This is a genomic window from Pseudomonas neustonica (genome assembly GCF_003797945.1).
GTDB classification, from domain to species: Bacteria; Pseudomonadota; Gammaproteobacteria; order Pseudomonadales; family Pseudomonadaceae; genus Halopseudomonas; species Halopseudomonas neustonica.
The window spans coordinates 117,960-133,905 of the sequence record NZ_RKKU01000004.1 but is presented as its reverse complement, the minus strand read 5'-3'; the positions used below and the strand labels follow the sequence as shown (position 1 = coordinate 133,905).

At 57.2% G+C, this 15,946-nt stretch carries 16 protein-coding genes; 11 read left to right on the top strand and 5 right to left on the bottom strand.

What is annotated here, in order from left to right; all coding sequences use genetic code 11:
• Position 1 precedes the first annotated feature (1 nt).
• From pyrH to rpsB, 3 genes are all read right to left on the bottom strand, one after another.
• Positions 2-736 (bottom strand): UMP kinase, encoded by a 735-nt coding sequence (gene pyrH, locus EF096_RS05655; RefSeq protein WP_123888647.1) that lies wholly within the window; start codon positions 734-736, stop codon positions 2-4.
• A gap of 186 nt (positions 737-922) precedes the next feature.
• The gene (gene tsf / locus EF096_RS05650) at positions 923-1,792 is read right to left on the bottom strand and encodes a translation elongation factor Ts (RefSeq protein ID WP_123888646.1); all 870 of its coding nucleotides are present in this window, start codon (positions 1,790-1,792) and stop codon (positions 923-925) included.
• A gap of 137 nt (positions 1,793-1,929) precedes the next feature.
• Positions 1,930-2,667: a 30S ribosomal protein S2 gene (gene rpsB, locus EF096_RS05645; protein WP_123888645.1), complete on the bottom strand. Its 738-nt coding sequence runs from the start codon at positions 2,665-2,667 to the stop codon at positions 1,930-1,932.
• Between the two features lie 285 nt (positions 2,668-2,952).
• Between rpsB and map the strand changes: the two genes are divergently transcribed.
• Genes map through dapD form a run of 5 tightly spaced genes read left to right on the top strand, consistent with a single transcriptional unit; the run spans position 2,953 to position 9,107 of the window.
• Entirely contained in the window at positions 2,953-3,741 is a 789-nt protein-coding gene (gene map / locus EF096_RS05640) for a type I methionyl aminopeptidase (RefSeq protein ID WP_123888644.1), read from the top strand.
• A 41-nt stretch (positions 3,742-3,782) separates the two neighbouring features.
• On the top strand, positions 3,783-6,491 hold the full coding sequence (locus EF096_RS05635) for a [protein-PII] uridylyltransferase (RefSeq protein ID WP_123888643.1): 2,709 nt from the start codon (positions 3,783-3,785) through the stop codon (positions 6,489-6,491).
• 9 nt (positions 6,492-6,500) lie between these two features.
• On the top strand, positions 6,501-7,697 hold the full coding sequence (dapC, locus tag EF096_RS05630; RefSeq protein ID WP_123888642.1) for a succinyldiaminopimelate transaminase: 1,197 nt from the start codon (positions 6,501-6,503) through the stop codon (positions 7,695-7,697).
• A 3-nt stretch (positions 7,698-7,700) separates the two neighbouring features.
• Positions 7,701-8,054, top strand: a complete 354-nt coding sequence (locus EF096_RS05625; RefSeq protein WP_256671249.1) for an ArsC family reductase — start codon at positions 7,701-7,703, stop codon at positions 8,052-8,054.
• An 18-nt stretch (positions 8,055-8,072) separates the two neighbouring features.
• Complete coding sequence (dapD, locus tag EF096_RS05620; protein WP_123888641.1) at positions 8,073-9,107, top strand: 2,3,4,5-tetrahydropyridine-2,6-dicarboxylate N-succinyltransferase; 1,035 nt, start codon at positions 8,073-8,075, stop codon at positions 9,105-9,107.
• Between the two features lie 299 nt (positions 9,108-9,406).
• On the opposite strand, the gene tcdA is transcribed toward dapD, so the two are convergent.
• Positions 9,407-10,183 (bottom strand): tRNA cyclic N6-threonylcarbamoyladenosine(37) synthase TcdA, encoded by a 777-nt coding sequence (tcdA, locus tag EF096_RS05615; RefSeq protein ID WP_123888640.1) that lies wholly within the window; start codon positions 10,181-10,183, stop codon positions 9,407-9,409.
• Between the two features lie 241 nt (positions 10,184-10,424).
• Here tcdA and rlmF point away from each other — a divergent pair, with 241 nt between their 5' ends.
• From rlmF to trxC, 6 genes are all read left to right on the top strand, one after another.
• On the top strand, positions 10,425-11,411 hold the full coding sequence (gene rlmF / locus EF096_RS05610; RefSeq protein ID WP_123888639.1) for a 23S rRNA (adenine(1618)-N(6))-methyltransferase RlmF: 987 nt from the start codon (positions 10,425-10,427) through the stop codon (positions 11,409-11,411).
• A gap of 103 nt (positions 11,412-11,514) precedes the next feature.
• Entirely contained in the window at positions 11,515-12,651 is a 1,137-nt protein-coding gene (gene dapE / locus EF096_RS05605) for a succinyl-diaminopimelate desuccinylase (RefSeq protein WP_123888638.1), read from the top strand.
• Entirely contained in the window at positions 12,651-13,454 is an 804-nt protein-coding gene (locus EF096_RS05600; protein ID WP_123888637.1) for a putative RNA methyltransferase, read from the top strand. The genes dapE and EF096_RS05600 overlap by 1 nt, the downstream gene beginning before the upstream one ends.
• Positions 13,455-13,486: 32 nt before the next feature.
• The gene (locus EF096_RS05595; protein WP_123888636.1) at positions 13,487-13,864 is read left to right on the top strand and encodes a hypothetical protein; all 378 of its coding nucleotides are present in this window, start codon (positions 13,487-13,489) and stop codon (positions 13,862-13,864) included.
• Between the two features lie 3 nt (positions 13,865-13,867).
• A complete protein-coding gene (locus EF096_RS05590; protein ID WP_123888635.1) occupies positions 13,868-14,323 on the top strand; it encodes a potassium channel family protein in 456 nt (151 codons plus the stop codon).
• A gap of 64 nt (positions 14,324-14,387) precedes the next feature.
• Complete coding sequence (gene trxC, locus EF096_RS05585) at positions 14,388-14,828, top strand: thioredoxin TrxC (protein WP_123888634.1); 441 nt, start codon at positions 14,388-14,390, stop codon at positions 14,826-14,828.
• A gap of 137 nt (positions 14,829-14,965) precedes the next feature.
• Here the strand turns inward: trxC and EF096_RS05580 are convergent, their stop codons facing one another.
• Positions 14,966-15,946 carry a DUF4340 domain-containing protein gene (locus EF096_RS05580; protein WP_123888633.1) on the bottom strand — a complete coding sequence of 327 codons (981 nt, stop codon included), beginning with the start codon at positions 15,944-15,946 and terminating at the stop codon, positions 14,966-14,968.

Here is a 15,946-nt window from a genome sequence, read left to right as displayed (position 1 = left end):
CTCAACCCTCGATCAGTGTTCCTTCGGCGCTGCCCACTACTGCGTTCAACAGCGCGCCTGGCTTGTTCATGTTAAATACCCGTAAAGGCATCTTATGGTCGCGAATCAGACAGATCGCGGTCAGATCCATCACTTCGAGCTTCAAATCCAGCACTTGATCGTAGCTTAGGCTGTCGAAGCGCTCTGCATTTGGATCCTTCATTGGATCAGCGTTGTAGACGCCATCCACTTTGGTGGCCTTGAGCACCAGGTCAGCATCGACTTCGATACCACGCAGACAGGCGGCGGTATCAGTCGTAAAGAAAGGATTGCCGGTACCGGCAGAGAATATTACCACGTCCCCGCCCGCCAGATAGCGCATAGCTTTGCGGCGGTCATAGTGCTCGGTTACACCTTCCATGGTAATGGCGGACATGACCCGGGTCTGAATATTCGAGCGCTCAAGCGAGTCACGCATTGCCAGACCGTTCATAACCGTTGCCAGCATACCCATATGGTCGCCGGTCACCCGATCCATGCCAGCGCTGTGCAGCGCCGCACCACGAAAAAGATTACCACCACCAATAACCAGACCGATCTGCACGCCGATACCGATCAACTGACCGATTTCCAACGACATGCGATCCAGCACCTTGGGATCAATACCGAAGCCTTCGGTTCCCATCAGGGCTTCGCCACTGAGTTTGAGAAGAATACGTTTGTACTTGGGTTGGCGGCTGCTGGGGACTTGGGCCATGCTTGACTCTCCTGCGCTGGAATGGAGAAATACTCAACGAGTTCCAGCAGACTGTAGCGGCGGGCACTTGTTCAGTATTTCTTAAAAAAGAGGCCTCACGCCTGCGCGGGAAGCCTCTTCGATCAACCTGTTCGCGGCGACCCGCAGGTCGCCACGGTGCACTGGTCAGGGTGCACTATAGCCTACTTACTGCTTGGAAGCGGCCAGCTGGGCAGCGACCTCGGCAGCGAAATCGACTTCTGCACGCTCAATACCTTCACCCACTTCGTAACGTACGAAGGACAGGATTTCAGCGCCGGCTTTCTTGGCCAGCTCGCCGACTTTAACATCGGGGTCCTTGATGAAGGCCTGCTCAACCAGACTACCTTCCGCCAGGAACTTGTTGATACGGCCCTTGACCATATTTTCAACAATGTTCTCAGGCTTGCCAGCGATCTTCTCGGCATTCAGCTGCAGGAAGATCTCTTTTTCCTTGGCAATGGCGTCCTCGGAAACCTGGGAAGGATCCAGGAACTGCGGATTGCTGGCAGCAACGTGCATAGCAATGTCACGAGCCAATTCTTCGTCGCCACCCTTGAGCGTAACCACGACACCAATACGATGGCCGTGCAGATAGGCACCAACCACATCACCCTCAACGCGGGTCAGGCGGCGGATATTGACGTTCTCACCGGTCTTGGCGACCAAGGCTTCACGGGCAGATTCCTGGTCAGCGATCAGGGGAGCTGCGTCGGTGTAGCCGGCCTCAAAAGCCTTGTCCAGGCTGGCAGCAACGAAACCCTTGAAGTCATCCTGCAGCGCCAGAAAGTCGGTCTGCGAGTTGATTTCGATGATGACAGCAGATTTCTTGTCATCTGCTACTTTGGCAGCGATCGCGCCTTCAGCAGCAATGTTGCCAGCTTTTTTGGCTGCTTTGATTGCGCCGGATGCGCGCATGTCATCAATGGCTTTTTCAATGTCGCCTTCAGCGGCAACCAGTGCTTTTTTGCACTCCATCATGCCTTGGCCGGTGCGCTCACGCAGTTCTTTGACCATGGCTGCAGAAATCTGTGACATGAAATAATCCTCTAGATTACTTTGACTGTTGGCAGCCCGAAGGGATAAGCAAGGCCGCCGTATCATGTTGCTTTTAATATATTGCAAAAAGGGGGCAAAGCCCCCTTTTCTACGGCATTAAACTCGCCGACCGCACCTTAGCCTTCAGAGGCTTCCGGAGCAGCTTCTTCAACGAACTCATCAGCGCCGCCGTTGTTGTTCTTGCCGCGCAGAACTGCGTCAGCAACAGCAGCAGCGTACAACTTGATGGCACGGATAGCGTCGTCATTACCGGGGATAACATAGTCGATGCCATCAGGGCTGCTGTTGGTATCAACGATACCGATAACAGGAATACCCAGCTTGTTGGCTTCGGTGATAGCAATGCGCTCGTGCTCAACGTCGATCACGAACAGAGCATCAGGCAGGCCGCCCATGTCCTTGATACCGCCCAGACCACGATCCAGCTTTTCCAGATCGCGAGTGCGCATCAGCGCTTCTTTCTTGGTCAGTTTGTCAAACGTGCCATCCTGGGATTGAACTTCCAGGTCGCGTAGACGCTTGATGGACTGGCGGATGGTCTTGTAGTTGGTGAGCATGCCGCCCAACCAGCGATGGTCAACATAAGGCTGACCGGAGCGTGACGCTTCTTCAGCAATGATCTTGCTGGCAGCGCGCTTGGTACCAACGAACAGAACCTTGTTCTTGCCAGCGGCCAATTTCTCAACGAAGCTCAGGGCGTCGTGGAACATCGGCATGGTTTTTTCAAGGTTGATGATGTGGATCTTGTTACGAGCACCGAAAATGAACTTGCCCATTTTCGGATTCCAGTAACGGGTCTGGTGGCCGAAGTGCGCACCGGCCTTCAGCATGTCACGCATAGAAACTTGGGTCATGATAACTCCAGTAAGTTGGGTTTGGCCTCCACGCATCCCAATATCCAACCCCGAAGGGCACCCAGGATACCGTGACGATACGTGTGCGGATTTAAGGTTCACCTGACTCCGGAAAACCGGACGTTTGTTCAGGCGCCGCGCTTTATACCATATATAACAGGGCGAATAAAGTTCCTCTAGCGGCTTACAGCACTTCACGCTGTCTCAACAGCCGGGCTCAGGTCTGGTAGAATCCGAGGTTTGTCACACTTTCGCCTGCTGGCGTTTAATCAAGAGAAACCTGACATGACCGTATCCATCAAGACACCGGAAGACATTGCCGGCATGCGCGTTGCCGGACGCCTGGCAGCCGAGGTGCTGGAGATGATCGGCGAACACGTCAAGCCTGGCGTTACCACCGAAGAGCTCGACCGCATTTGCCACGACCACATCGTCAACGTGCAGCAGGCCATTCCCGCCCCGCTGAACTATGGTGGCGCGCCAGGCCGCATGCCGTTCCCCAAGTCGATCTGCACATCCATCAATCACGTCGTATGCCACGGCATACCCAACGAAAAACCATTGAAGAATGGTGATGCGCTGAATATCGACGTAACCGTGATCAAGGATGGTTACCACGGCGATACCAGCAAAATGTTCATCGTTGGTGAGGCACCCGAGTGGGTTGAGCGTCTGGCACGCGTGACTCAAGAGTGCATGTATAAAGGTATCTCGGTCGTGCGTCCCGGCGCTCGTCTGGGCGACATCGGCCAGATCATCCAGGATCATGCGCACGCCAACCACTACAGCGTGGTGCGTGAGTACTGTGGCCACGGCATTGGCAAGGTGTTCCATGAAGACCCCCAGGTGCTTCATTACGGGCGCGCAGGCACTGGCATGGAACTGCAGGAAGGCATGACCTTCACCATCGAGCCGATGATCAATCAGGGCCGCGCAGAAACACGCCTGCTGGGTGATAACTGGACCGCCATCACCAAAGACCGTAAGTTGTCAGCCCAATGGGAACACACCATTCTGGTGACCGCTGACGGTTATGAAGTCCTTACCCTGCGCAGCGAAGAATCCTTTCAATAGCAGTAGCCGCCAGTCACAGCCAAGGCCACTAACTGCCAAGGATAAAAACCATGGATAACGCGCTTTTCGATCCGGGCCAGTTCCAAGCGGAGCTGGCATTAAAAAGCAGTCCTATCAGCGCTTTCAAAAAAGCCATAAGGCACGCCGACAACGCGCTGCAAGGCCGCTTTGAGAGCGGGCGCGATATCCGACAACTGATCCACGAGCGCGCCTGGTTTACCGATCAAATACTGCAGCAGGCATGGGCCAGACTCGACTGCGCCCAGGATCCAGGCATTGCCCTGCTGGCTGTTGGCGGCTATGGCCGAGGCGAACTGCACCCGCATTCCGATATCGACCTGCTCATTCTGGTGCGCGACGATCCCGAAGCCTTCCGCTCTTCGATCGAAAACTTCCTTATGTTGCTGTGGGACATTGGCCTGGAAGTGGGCCAGAGCGTGCGTTCCATTGAGGAGTGTGAACAGGAAGCAAAGGCTGACCTCACAGTCATTACCAACCTGATGGAGTCACGCACACTGTCTGGTGACGAAGTCTTGCGCCAGAGCATGCTGACTGCGATCAGCACCAAGAACATGTGGAATGACGCCGAGTTTTTCCGCGCCAAACGCGCCGAGCAACAAGCTCGTCACGCCAAGTTTAACGACACCGAGTACAACCTTGAGCCCAACGTTAAAAGCTCACCCGGCGGTCTGCGCGACATCCAGACCATCGCCTGGGTTGCCTTGCGTCACTTTGGCACCAACGATCTGCGCAAACTGGTTGATCAGGGGTTTTTGAACGAGCCCGAGTACGACATTCTTACCGCTGGCCGCGATTTTCTCTGGAAGGTCCGCTTCGCCCTGCACAACCTGTCCGGACGTGCCGAGGACAGACTGCTGTTTGACCACCAGCGCGCACTGGCAAAGATGCTCGGCTACGAAGGCAATGACAGCAAGTTAGCGGTAGAGCGCTTCATGCAGAAGTACTACCGCGTAGTGATGTCACTGTCAGAACTGAACGATCTGTTGATGCAGCATTTTGAAGAGATACTGCTGCGTGACGCCGAAGCCGCCGATATTCGCCCGCTCAACAGCCGCTTTCAGATACGTAACCACTACATTGAAGTCACCAACCCCAACGTCTTCAAGCGCACCCCTTTCGCCATTCTCGAAATTTTCGTGCTTATGGCTCAACACCCTGAAATTCGGGGCGTGCGCGCCGAGAGTATCCGTCTGCTACGTGACCATCGTCACTTGATCGACGATGATTTTCGTACCGACATTCGCAATACCAGCCTGTTTATCGAGCTGTTTCGCTGCAAGGAAGGCATTCACCGCAATTTGCGCCGCATGAATCGCTACGGCATTCTCGGCCGCTATCTACCCGAGTTCGGCAAGATTGTCGGTCAGATGCAGCACGACCTTTTCCACATCTACACGGTCGACGCACACACGCTCAACCTGATCAAGCATCTGCGCAAGCTCAATCGCCCTGAATACCAGGATAGATACCCCCTGGCCTGGCGCATTTTCTGTCGCCTGCCCAAGCCGGATCTGTTGTATATCGCCGGCCTTTATCACGACATTGCCAAGGGCCGCGGCGGCGACCACTCGGAGCTGGGCGCCGTCGATGCGGAGCAATTTTGTAACCGTCACCACTTGCCCGCCTGGGACACGCATCTGGTCAGTTGGCTGGTTGAAAGCCACTTGCTGATGTCAACGACAGCGCAACGCAAGGATATTTCCGACCCCCTGGTGATCCACGACTTTGCGGTCCGTATGGGCAATCAAGTACGCCTTGACTACCTTTACGTGCTGACCATTGCCGATATCAACGCGACCAACCCTACGCTGTGGAACTCCTGGCGCGCGTCGCTGCTGCGTCAGCTTTACACCGAAACCAAGCGGGCTCTTCGTCGCGGCCTCGACAACCCGCCGGATCGCGACGAGCACATTCTGCAGACCCAGCAGGCGGCACTGGATATTCTGGTGCGCAACGGTATTGAAGAAGAGGACGCCGAAGCGCTCTGGGCCGAGCTGGGTGATGACTATTTCCTGCGCCATACCGCCAGCGATGTGGCGTGGCATACCGAGGCCATAGTGCAGCACAGCAGCCGGCACGGTCCGCTGGTGCTCATCAAGGAGACCGCGCAGCGCGAATTTGAAGGTGCGACCCAGATCTTCATTTACACGCCTGAGCAGAACGATCTGTTTGCCGCCACCGTATCGGCCATGGATCAGCTCAACCTGAGTATTCAGGATGCACGCATCATCACCTCAACCAGTCAGTTCAGCCTCGACACCTACATCGTGCTCGACTCGGGCGGTGATTCTATTGGCGACAACCCTGAACGTATCCGCCAGATCAAAGCCGAGTTGATTGCAGCGCTGTCTGATCCCGACGCCTTCCCGACTATTATCCAGCGTCGCGTGCCGCGCCAGCTCAAGCACTTTGCCTTTGCGCCCGAGGTGACGATCTTCAACGATCCGAACGGCCAACACACGATTCTGGAGCTCAGCGCACCCGACCGGCCAGGCCTGCTCGCCCGCATGGGCCGCATTCTGCTCGACTTTGACATCAGTGTGCAGAACGCCAAGATCGTGACCTTGGGCGAACGCGTGGACGACGTTTTCGTACTGACTGATGCCGACAATCAAGCACTATCCGACCCGGCTCTATGCGAGAGTCTGCAGCAAACCATTATCGACACCCTGAGCAGTACCCAGCCAACCGAGCAGGCGTACAGCAGCCCAATTGCCATTGGCCCCTGAGGACTCTGAATGAATAGCGACCTGCAACGTCTGCAGCCCTACCCCTTTGAAAAGCTGCGCGCGCTGATAGCAGATGTAACTCCCAATCCGGCGCTACGCCCGATTTCACTGTCCATTGGTGAGCCCAAGCACCCCTCTCCGCCTTTTGTATTGGAGACGCTTGCCGCCAATCTGGACCAGGCAGCGGTCTACCCGACCACGCAAGGCAAGCTTGAATTACGTCAGGGCATAGCAGACTGGCTGACCCGGCGCTTTAACCTAAAGGCAGGCAGTCTTGACCCCGCGCAGCACGTAATTCCGGTCAACGGCACACGCGAGGCGCTATTTTCCTTTACCCAAGCCGTGATAGAGCGTGATCCACAGGGCCTGGTAGTCAGCCCCAACCCGTTTTATCAGATCTACGAAGGTGCTGCGTTTCTGGCCGGTGTGGAGCCTTGCTATCTTGCCTGTGACGCCAGCAACCACTTCATTCCTGACTTCGGCAAGGTACCCGCTGACGTCTGGCAGCGCTGCCAACTATTGTTTATTTGCACACCAGGCAATCCAACCGGCTCGGTCATACCGCTCGACACCTTGCAACAACTGATCAAGCTGGCTGACGAGCATGACTTCGTTATCGCCTCCGACGAGTGCTATAGCGAGATCTACTCGCCTGAGGGCCCTGCACCTGTTGGTCTATTACAGGCCTGCGCCGCCATGGGCCGTGACGACTACAGTCGCTGCGTGGTATTCCACAGCCTGTCCAAACGCTCAAACCTGCCTGGCCTGCGCTCGGGCTTTGTCGCTGGCGATGCCAGCCTGCTGCAACCCTACCTGCAGTACCGCACCTATCACGGCTGTGCCATGCCCGTGCAAAGCCAGCTCGCCAGCCTGGCGGCCTGGCAGGACGAAGCTCACGTCGTGGATAACCGCAGTCAATATCAGGCTAAATTCGACGCGGTATTGAGCATCCTCGGTGAGGTCATGGAGGTGCAGCGCCCCGACGCAGGCTTCTATCTGTGGCCCGTCACGCCGATTGATGATGACACCTTTACTCGACGCCTGCTGGCCGAGTACAACGTAGCCGTTGTGCCCGGACGTTACCTGTCACGCGACATTGATGGTTATAATCCCGGCGCGGGACGCGTGCGCATGGCCTTGGTCGCGCCGCTGAGTGACTGTATCGAAGCTGCCGAGCGCATCCGCGACTTCATAAAGGGTCTGTAACACGTGATTACTCTCTATGGCATCAAAGCCTGTGACACCATGAAAAAGGCGCGTACCTGGCTGGAAGACCATCAGGTAGATTATGCTTTTCATGATTACAAGAAAGACGGAATCGACACCGAGCATCTTCGCGCCTGGTGCGCCGAACACGGCTGGGAAACCCTGCTCAACCGCAAGGGCACGACCTTCCGCAAGCTGGATGAAGCAGACAAACAAGACATCGACACCGACAAGGCCATTGCTCTTATGCAGGCCAACCCTTCGATGATCAAAAGACCGGTACTGGATACCGGCTCACAGCGCCTGGTTGGCTTCAAGCCGGAATGGTATGCCAGCGCGTTCGACACCAATGCATAGCATCAAAGGAACCACCCCATGAGCGAATGTTTCAGCCTGGCCTTTGGCATCGGCACCCAGAACAGCGCAGGCAACTGGATTGAAGTCTACTATCCGCAGCCCATGCTGAACCCCGACAGCGCACTGATTGACGTCGTCAGCGAGCAACTCGGCTACAGCGAAGGCAACCAGGCCATCAGTTTCTCCACCAGCCAATGTGCAGCACTCGCCAGCGCACTGAAGCAAGCAGGCTTTGCCGAAGCTAGCGCACTGATCGAACAGATGGCCAGCAGCACACGTCCGCTGGTCGCCACGGTATTGGCCACTGACGAAGCGCCTGTGTCCACCCCCGAGGCCTACCTCAAGCTGCACCTGCTCTCGCATCGCCTGGTCAAGCCACACGGTGTTGTTCTGGCAGGTATTTTCCCGCTGCTACCCAACGTTGCCTGGACCAATCACGGCGCCATTGACGTTAACGAGCTACCGCAACGCCAACTGGCTGCTCGCCTGCAGGGCCAGTCACTGGTGGTCAACAGCGTCGATAAATTCCCGTCCATGACCGATTACGTTGCGCCATCCGGCATTCGCATCGCCGATACCGCCCGTGTGCGCCTGGGCGCCTACGTTGGCGAAGGCACCACCGTCATGCACGAAGGCTTTATCAACTTCAACGCGGGTACTGCCGGTACCAGCATGGTCGAAGGCCGTATTTCCGCCGGTGTGTTTGTCGGCAAGGGCTCGGATCTGGGCGGCGGTTGCTCGACCATGGGCACATTGTCCGGCGGCGGCAACATTGTCATTTCCGTTGGCGAAGGCTGCCTGATCGGCGCCAACGCCGGTATCGGTATTCCGCTGGGCGACCGCTGCACCGTAGAAGCCGGTCTGTACATCACCGCCGGCATCAAGGTCACTCTGCTGGACGACGCCGATAATCTGGTCGAGATACTCAAGGCGCGCGACCTGGCCAACCAGTCCGACCTATTGTTCCGCCGCAACTCGCAAACCGGCGCCATCGAGTGCAAGACCAACAAGAGCGCTATCCAGCTGAACGACATGCTGCACGCGCATAACTGAGCGCCTTCGGCGCCCAGTAGCTGCAAGCAACAAGCTTTAAGCTGCAAGCAGTGATGTGAGAGGCCCGTTCCGGTTATCGGTTCGGGCCTTTTTTGTAGCTGCAAGCTGCAAGCTGCAAGCTGCAAGCTGCAAGCTGCAAGCTTAATAGTGTGGAGCCAGTTGCAGGCTTTGCGTCAACATCTCGATTGCACCTCAACACAAAAAACCACCTCACCCAAACTGCCTTTGGCTTTTGGCTTTTGGCTTGAAGCTTGAAGCTTGCAACTTAAGGCTTGCGGCTTTCGGCTTGCGGCTACTGTTCAGCGCAACAACCGCTGCACCGCCTGCGCAGCAGCGACCATGCCGAACGTCGCCGTTACCATAGTCACCGCACCAAAACCGCCAGCGCAGTCCAGGCGCACACCTTCACCGACAAAAGCCTTTTGCTGGCAGACCGAGCCGTCTGGCTGGGGGTAACGCAGTTGCTCTTTCGAGTAGACGCAGGGCACGCCAAAACTGCGCTTGCTGCCGGACTTGGGAAAGTTGTGATCGCGGCGCAGCTGCGAGCGGGCTTTGGCTGCCAACGGATCGTTGACGGTCTTTGACAGATCGGACACGGTAACCTGGGTCGGATCTGTCTGCCCTCCCGCGCCGCCTGTGGTAATAACGGCAATCCTGCGGCGTCGGCACCAGGCAATTAACGCTACCTTGGCCTTGATACTGTCAATGCAGTCCACTACACAATCAACATCCTCGCCAAGATAGTCTTCCATGTTCGCCGGGCTGAGAAAGTCGAGAATCGGATTCACCCCGCAGGCAGGATTGATTGCGCGCAGACGCTCTGCCATGACCTCGACCTTGGGTCGACCGATATTGCCTTCCATCGCTGGCAACTGGCGATTGGTATTGGTCACACAGACTTCGTCCAGATCAATCAGCGTGATACGGCCAATCCCGGTTCGCGCCAGCGCTTCAGCCACCCAGGTGCCGACCCCGCCAATACCCACCACCACCACATGACTGGCCTGCAGACGTGCCAATGCATCGACGCCATACAGGCGTGCTATGCCACCAAATCGCGGATCATCTGTCGTCATATTCACTCCACTGCTGTCAGCCAGCGAGTATATCAGCGCGCAAGTCACTCGGCGTACTGCAACGCTTGATCAAATAACATCCAGCTTGGCCCAAGGCCCGCCAGCCATACGCTGGCGAAAGCTATCCTTGGGTTATCCACAGATTCATCCCCGGTATTTGTGCACAAGCCAACAGAGCGCTTTGCATGGATGTGGAGAGCCACCTGTGGGAGAATCAGCGTCCATCACTACGGAATATCCCATGCCCCGCAAAACCAGCCCCAAGGCGTCGACCAAAACCGGTCTGCACCCACGCAACCGCCATCAGGGCCAGTATGATTTCGCTGCACTGACCAGCGCCAACCCCGCACTGCGTGGGCATCTCATCAATTCGCCAGCAGGTGGCAGCACGCTCGACTTCAGCAAACCAGACGCAGTCAAGGCGCTGAATAGCGCTCTGCTCAAGCTGCAATACAAGGTGCGTGATTGGGATATTCCACCCGGCTATCTCTGCCCCCCTGTCCCGGGACGAGCAGACTATCTGCACACCCTGGCAGACCTGCTCGGCGACAGCCACGACGGCAAGATACCCACAGGCAAGAAACTGGTCGGTCTGGACCTGGGAACCGGCGCCAACCTGATCTATCCGTTGATTGGCAGTCATGAGTATGGCTGGAGCTTTGTCGGCAGCGATATCGATCAGACAGCACTGGATAACGCCGAACGACTGCTCGATACCAACGCCACTGCAGCCCAACGCATCAGCCTGCGCCTGCAGCCGCACAATGAGCATCTTTTTCGCGGCATCATCAAGCCGGAAGAACAGTTTGATTTTACCCTGTGCAATCCCCCATTCCATGCCAGCGCAGAGGAAGCCCGCGCAGCTAATCAGCGCAAGTGGCAACAACTCAACAAGCAGGCCGAAAGCAAAGCCGGCGTGCTCAACTTTGGCGGTCAGGCCAGTGAGCTGTATTGCGTAGGTGGCGAAGCCGGGTTTTTATCGCGCATGGCAATTGAAAGCGCGGAATTTGGCCGCCAGGTATTCTGGTTCAGCAGCCTGGTCTCAAACGCTGACAGTCTTAAGCAACTACCCACCCAGTTGCGCGAACTCGGCGCAACCGATGTTCGCATCATGGACATGGCACAAGGACAGAAGCGCAGTCGCCTACTGGCCTGGACCTTTCTCGACAAGAAGCAGCGACGCGCATGGCGCAAAGCACGCTGGCCCGCTGCCAGCAAACCCGACTGATACGCCTTTTACCCGATAACAGCAGCGACTGCTCGGCTGTGCTCTGGCCTTGCAGTTCACTCTGGTATCATGAGCGCCAGACACATCAACAGCGAAGCGAGCCATGACCGAGCTATCCCCTACCCTGTCCCTTGCCTGCGATTTGATCTCGCGCAATTCCACCACCCCTGAAGATGCAGACTGTCAGCAGTTGATGGGCGAGCGCCTGGCGGCAGTGGGGTTCAAGCTGGAACAACTCAACTTTGGCGAGGTAGATAACCTCTGGGCCCGGCGCGGCGACAGCGGACCGGTCCTGTGTTTTGCCGGTCACACGGATGTAGTGCCAACCGGCCCGCTGGAGAAATGGGATCAACCGCCCTTTGAGCCGGTTATTCGTGATGGCATGTTGCTGGGCCGCGGCGCAGCAGACATGAAAGGCAGCCTTGCCGCCATGCTGGTCGCCGCCGAGCGATTCGTTGCCAAGCACCCAACGCACAAAGGCTCCATTGCCTTCCTCATCACCAGTGACGAAGAAGGGCCAGCGACTGAAGGCACCGTCAAGGTAGTCGAGACCCTGGTTGAGCGCGGAGAAAAAGTCGACTGGTGCATCGTTGGCGAGCCATCGAGCACTGAGCTGGTCGGTGACGTCGTAAAGAATGGCCGCCGCGGCTCGTTGAACGCCCGCCTGGTCATCAAGGGCAAACAGGGGCACGTAGCCTACCCACACCTGGCGCGCAATCCGATCCATCTGGCAGCACCGGCGCTCGCCGCCCTGGCAGCGGAGATGTGGGATGAAGGCAATGACTTTTTCCCACCCACCAGCTTCCAGATTTCCAACATTCACTCCGGGACGGGTGCCACCAACGTGGTACCGGGTGAGCTGGAGGCGCTGATCAACTTCCGCTTTTCTACCGAGTCTACGGTCGAAGGGTTACAGGCGCGTGTGCGTGCCCTGCTCGACCAGCACGGCTTGGACTATGAGCTGCACTGGACCGTCTCCGGACTGCCGTTTCTGACCGAACCTGGTGCCCTGCTCAACGGCGTCGCGGCAGCCATCAAGCAGGTAACCGGGCGTGACACTCAGCCCTCTACTTCCGGTGGCACCTCTGACGGCCGCTTTATCGCGACCATGGGCACTCAGGTAGTCGAGCTAGGTCCGGTCAACGCTACCATCCACCAGGTCAACGAATGTATCAAAGCCAGTGACCTGGATATTCTTACCGATATCTATGAAGCCACACTGGAACGGTTACTCGCCTGATGATCGAACTTATCTGCCCGCACTGCCATGACGCGCTCCTGCAGACCGACCGACAATGGCGCTGCGTCAACGGCCATAGCTACGATCAGGCTCGTCAGGGCTACCTGAACCTGCTGCTGGTGCAGCATAAGAACAGCAAGCAGCCGGGCGATACGCCACAAATGCTGAGTCACCGGCAGGCGTTTCTGGATGCGGGGCATTATCAACCGGTAAGCGATGCGATCAATCAACTGTTGGTCGCCGAAACCCCGGCGCGAGTGCTCGACATGGGATGCGGTGAGGGCTATTACACTAGCCGACTGGCTAGCGTACTGCCGCAGGCGCAACTGGCGGGGCTGGACATCAGCAAGGACGCCATCCTCAAGGCCTGCCGACGCAGCAAGGATATACAGTGGCTGGTGGCCTCCAGTGCCCGCCTGCCAGTAGCGGATCAGAGCCTGGACGCGGCACTCTGTGTATTTAGCCCCTGGTCCCCAGAGGAGTGCGTGCGTACCCTGCGGCCTGGCGGCAAGGTACTGATTGTCGGACCGCATGGCGATCACCTGATGGCACTGCGTGAAAAGCTGTACGACAGCGTTCACCCTACACCCGAGCTAATCAAATCATTGCCGGATGAATTGCACATCGTTTCGCAAAGCACCCTGCGCTATGCTCTGCAGGTGCCAGCCGACGAGCTGGCCAATCTCATTGGCATGACACCACACGGTTTCCGCAGCCAGCAGGAGCGCCAGCAGGCGCTGTGCGCCAGCGGCATCGAAGGCCTGGAAGTCGCCATGCAGATGGTATTACTGGAACGAAGCTGAACAACAGATCAATTGCTCCCCGAGGATACGTCGTGCGCCAACCTGACATTGAGATCTATCTGCGCGAAGACCACGTCAAGGATTTGCTTGCCTGGATACCCGAGGCCTTGGGACCACTGGTCCTCGAAGAAGCCAAGGGCAACACCCGACAGGGTGTTATCCAAAGCACTCCGGCAATCCCGTTGATGATAGTGCGCAAGGCCGCCGGCAAGTGGACCAGCATCTGGTTTGACAGCGCCGAGACGCCCTGGGCAAGCGACACCGAGTGTGCACATGCCGTCCATACCGCGCTGGGTCATGAGGTGCGCTGCTCAATCGGCAGCTGGGACGAAAGCGAGGGCGTTATCGATCCCGACCGCTGGCTAAAGGTCAATGCCGATGGCGAAAGTGAATTCGTCTGGGCGCTCTAGCCGATGATTGATCAGTACCACTGGATCATGGCCGCTGGCAGCGTGTTGCTGGCGGTCTGTGCAGTGGTCATGCACTACGAAATTCTGTCGCGGCTCAACGCCTTTATCACCACGACTCGCTGGGCCGAGCGCCCGCGCATCCTTACATTGATCTTTGTGCTATTGATCGCTCACATCGGCGAAATCTGGCTGTTTGGCATAGGCGCGCTGCTTATGCTTGAGATACCTGCGCTAGGCAGTATTGCCGGGCTGCCGGACCCTACCCTGTTCGAGACGGTCTATCTGTCGGCCACCACCTATACTACATTGGGTTACGGTGACATCACGCCGGTAGGCAACATCCGTTTTCTCTACGGTACCGAGGCACTTACAGGGCTGGTATTGATCACCTGGTCCGCCTCGCTCACCTTTGTTGAGCTGCAACGGCACTGGCGTCGCCGAGCTGATCCCGATAGATAGACAGTGTCACCCAGAGATACGATCCTGATGGATCATCCATGCACCCCCAAATGCAGAGAGCACCATGACAGATAGCATGCTGATCACCTGCCCGCACTGCCATCGCAAAAACCGTTTGCCGGTCGAGCGTTTGAGCGCTAACCCGCAATGCGGAGCCTGCAAACAGAGCCTGTTCAACGGTAAACCACTCGCGCTAACGTCAGCGCAATTTGCCAAGCACAGCAGTGCCGATTTGCCGCTGGTAATCGATTTCTGGGCAAGCTGGTGCGGGCCCTGCCAGCAATTTGCTCCGGTATTTGAGCAGGCAGCAAGCCGTGCCGAACCCCGTGCGCGCCTGATCAAGATAGATACCGAAGCCGCACCGGACCTTGCGGCACGCTTTGCCATACGCAGTATCCCCACCCTGCTGATTCTGCATCACGGCAAAGAGATAGCACGCCTGAACGGCGCCATGCCAGCGCAAGAGTTTGAACGCTGGCTGCTGACCAACCTACCTGCGCTCTGACAGTTACAGACACTGTTGAAAGCACTGGCAGTGCTGTGCCCTGTACAGGGCAAGTAGGAAAGAGGGAATAAATCAGAGCAAGAGACAAAATAACAACCGGCGACTCGACCCATGTCGCCGGCTATCAGCAAACGCGACTATTCGCCGACTTCCACCTCTGCTGGCTGCAGATCGGCTGCACGCAGTGCCAACTGATCATGCTGGGCCACGCTGAGCTGATAAGCCCAACGAGGATCAATACGCACATCCAGCGGCTGCTCGTCGCTTTGCTTGACCGCATCCACCGTCAACCAGTACTGATTGTCGAGTTGGTATAGCGACGCTGCAAGCTGAGCGCCCGACCAGGTATCGAGTTGCATCGACAAGCCAGGCTGACCCAGCGCCAGCTTGCTGCGCAAACTCACGTTCTGCGCCTGCAGGTTGGCCAGGGCCAACACCATGGAATTGAGTTTGCGCTCCTGCCCCTCTGCCGACGCCTCACCAGCCAAACGGAAGTTGTAGTCGCCCTGCTCCGCCTTGTCCAACACCAGCGTCTCGCCATCGGCATGTTCCCAGCGTGCCTTGGCAATCTGCTCTAACGGCACATTGCTGACCTGCAAATCAAGCCAATCATGGCTGTTCACCGAGACAGTCAAAGGCCGGTTGATCAATAGCACCTGATTGGCGTCGGCGAAACGGAGCAGTTGCCCCTTACCCACTGCGTTACCGTAAAGCAGACCGAGTGTGGTATCGCCCGCATCGAGGGTGACCTGCAATACCGGTAGCTCGCTGTCGGCACTGAGACCAAGACGCTGATGATAATCAGGGTTATCGGTTTTCTCTTCCTGTACCTCAGCGCCACGCAGATTCAGTAGCAAGGCCGCCAAACGTGGCTGTAAGACCGGGAAGTTATCGCTATTGGCTACCAGCCACTGGTCGTCCTGGCGCACCAGCTTCACTTCCTGCTGACCACGCTGCAAGGTAATCGCCTGCGTATCTGCCAGAATCTGTAACTGCTGTTCAGACAGCAGTTTATGACTTTGCAGGTCGACCTCGCGGTCGTCCTTGCGTGACTGTAAAGCCGCCGCAACCAGCACCACGGCCAGAAGCGCGACTACCAACAATACTATCTTGCGCAT

What these genes read in the sequence shown, in the direction of transcription:
- pyrH (WP_123888647.1), bottom strand. Translation starts at nt 736, where the DNA reads ATGGCCCAAGTCCCCAGCAGCCGCCAACCCAAGTACAAACGTATTCTT.
- tsf (WP_123888646.1), bottom strand. Translation starts at nt 1,792, where the DNA reads ATGTCACAGATTTCTGCAGCCATGGTCAAAGAACTGCGTGAGCGCACC.
- rpsB (WP_123888645.1), bottom strand. Translation starts at nt 2,667, where the DNA reads ATGACCCAAGTTTCTATGCGTGACATGCTGAAGGCCGGTGCGCACTTC.
- map (WP_123888644.1), top strand. Translation starts at nt 2,953, where the DNA reads ATGACCGTATCCATCAAGACACCGGAAGACATTGCCGGCATGCGCGTT.
- dapC (WP_123888642.1), top strand. Translation starts at nt 6,501, where the DNA reads ATGAATAGCGACCTGCAACGTCTGCAGCCCTACCCCTTTGAAAAGCTG.
- dapD (WP_123888641.1), top strand. Translation starts at nt 8,073, where the DNA reads ATGAGCGAATGTTTCAGCCTGGCCTTTGGCATCGGCACCCAGAACAGC.
- tcdA (WP_123888640.1), bottom strand. Translation starts at nt 10,183, where the DNA reads ATGACGACAGATGATCCGCGATTTGGTGGCATAGCACGCCTGTATGGC.
- rlmF (WP_123888639.1), top strand. Translation starts at nt 10,425, where the DNA reads ATGCCCCGCAAAACCAGCCCCAAGGCGTCGACCAAAACCGGTCTGCAC.
- dapE (WP_123888638.1), top strand. Translation starts at nt 11,515, where the DNA reads ATGACCGAGCTATCCCCTACCCTGTCCCTTGCCTGCGATTTGATCTCG.
- EF096_RS05600 (WP_123888637.1), top strand. Translation starts at nt 12,651, where the DNA reads ATGATCGAACTTATCTGCCCGCACTGCCATGACGCGCTCCTGCAGACC.
- EF096_RS05590 (WP_123888635.1), top strand. Translation starts at nt 13,868, where the DNA reads ATGATTGATCAGTACCACTGGATCATGGCCGCTGGCAGCGTGTTGCTG.
- trxC (WP_123888634.1), top strand. Translation starts at nt 14,388, where the DNA reads ATGACAGATAGCATGCTGATCACCTGCCCGCACTGCCATCGCAAAAAC.
- EF096_RS05580 (WP_123888633.1), bottom strand. Translation starts at nt 15,946, where the DNA reads ATGCGCAAGATAGTATTGTTGGTAGTCGCGCTTCTGGCCGTGGTGCTG.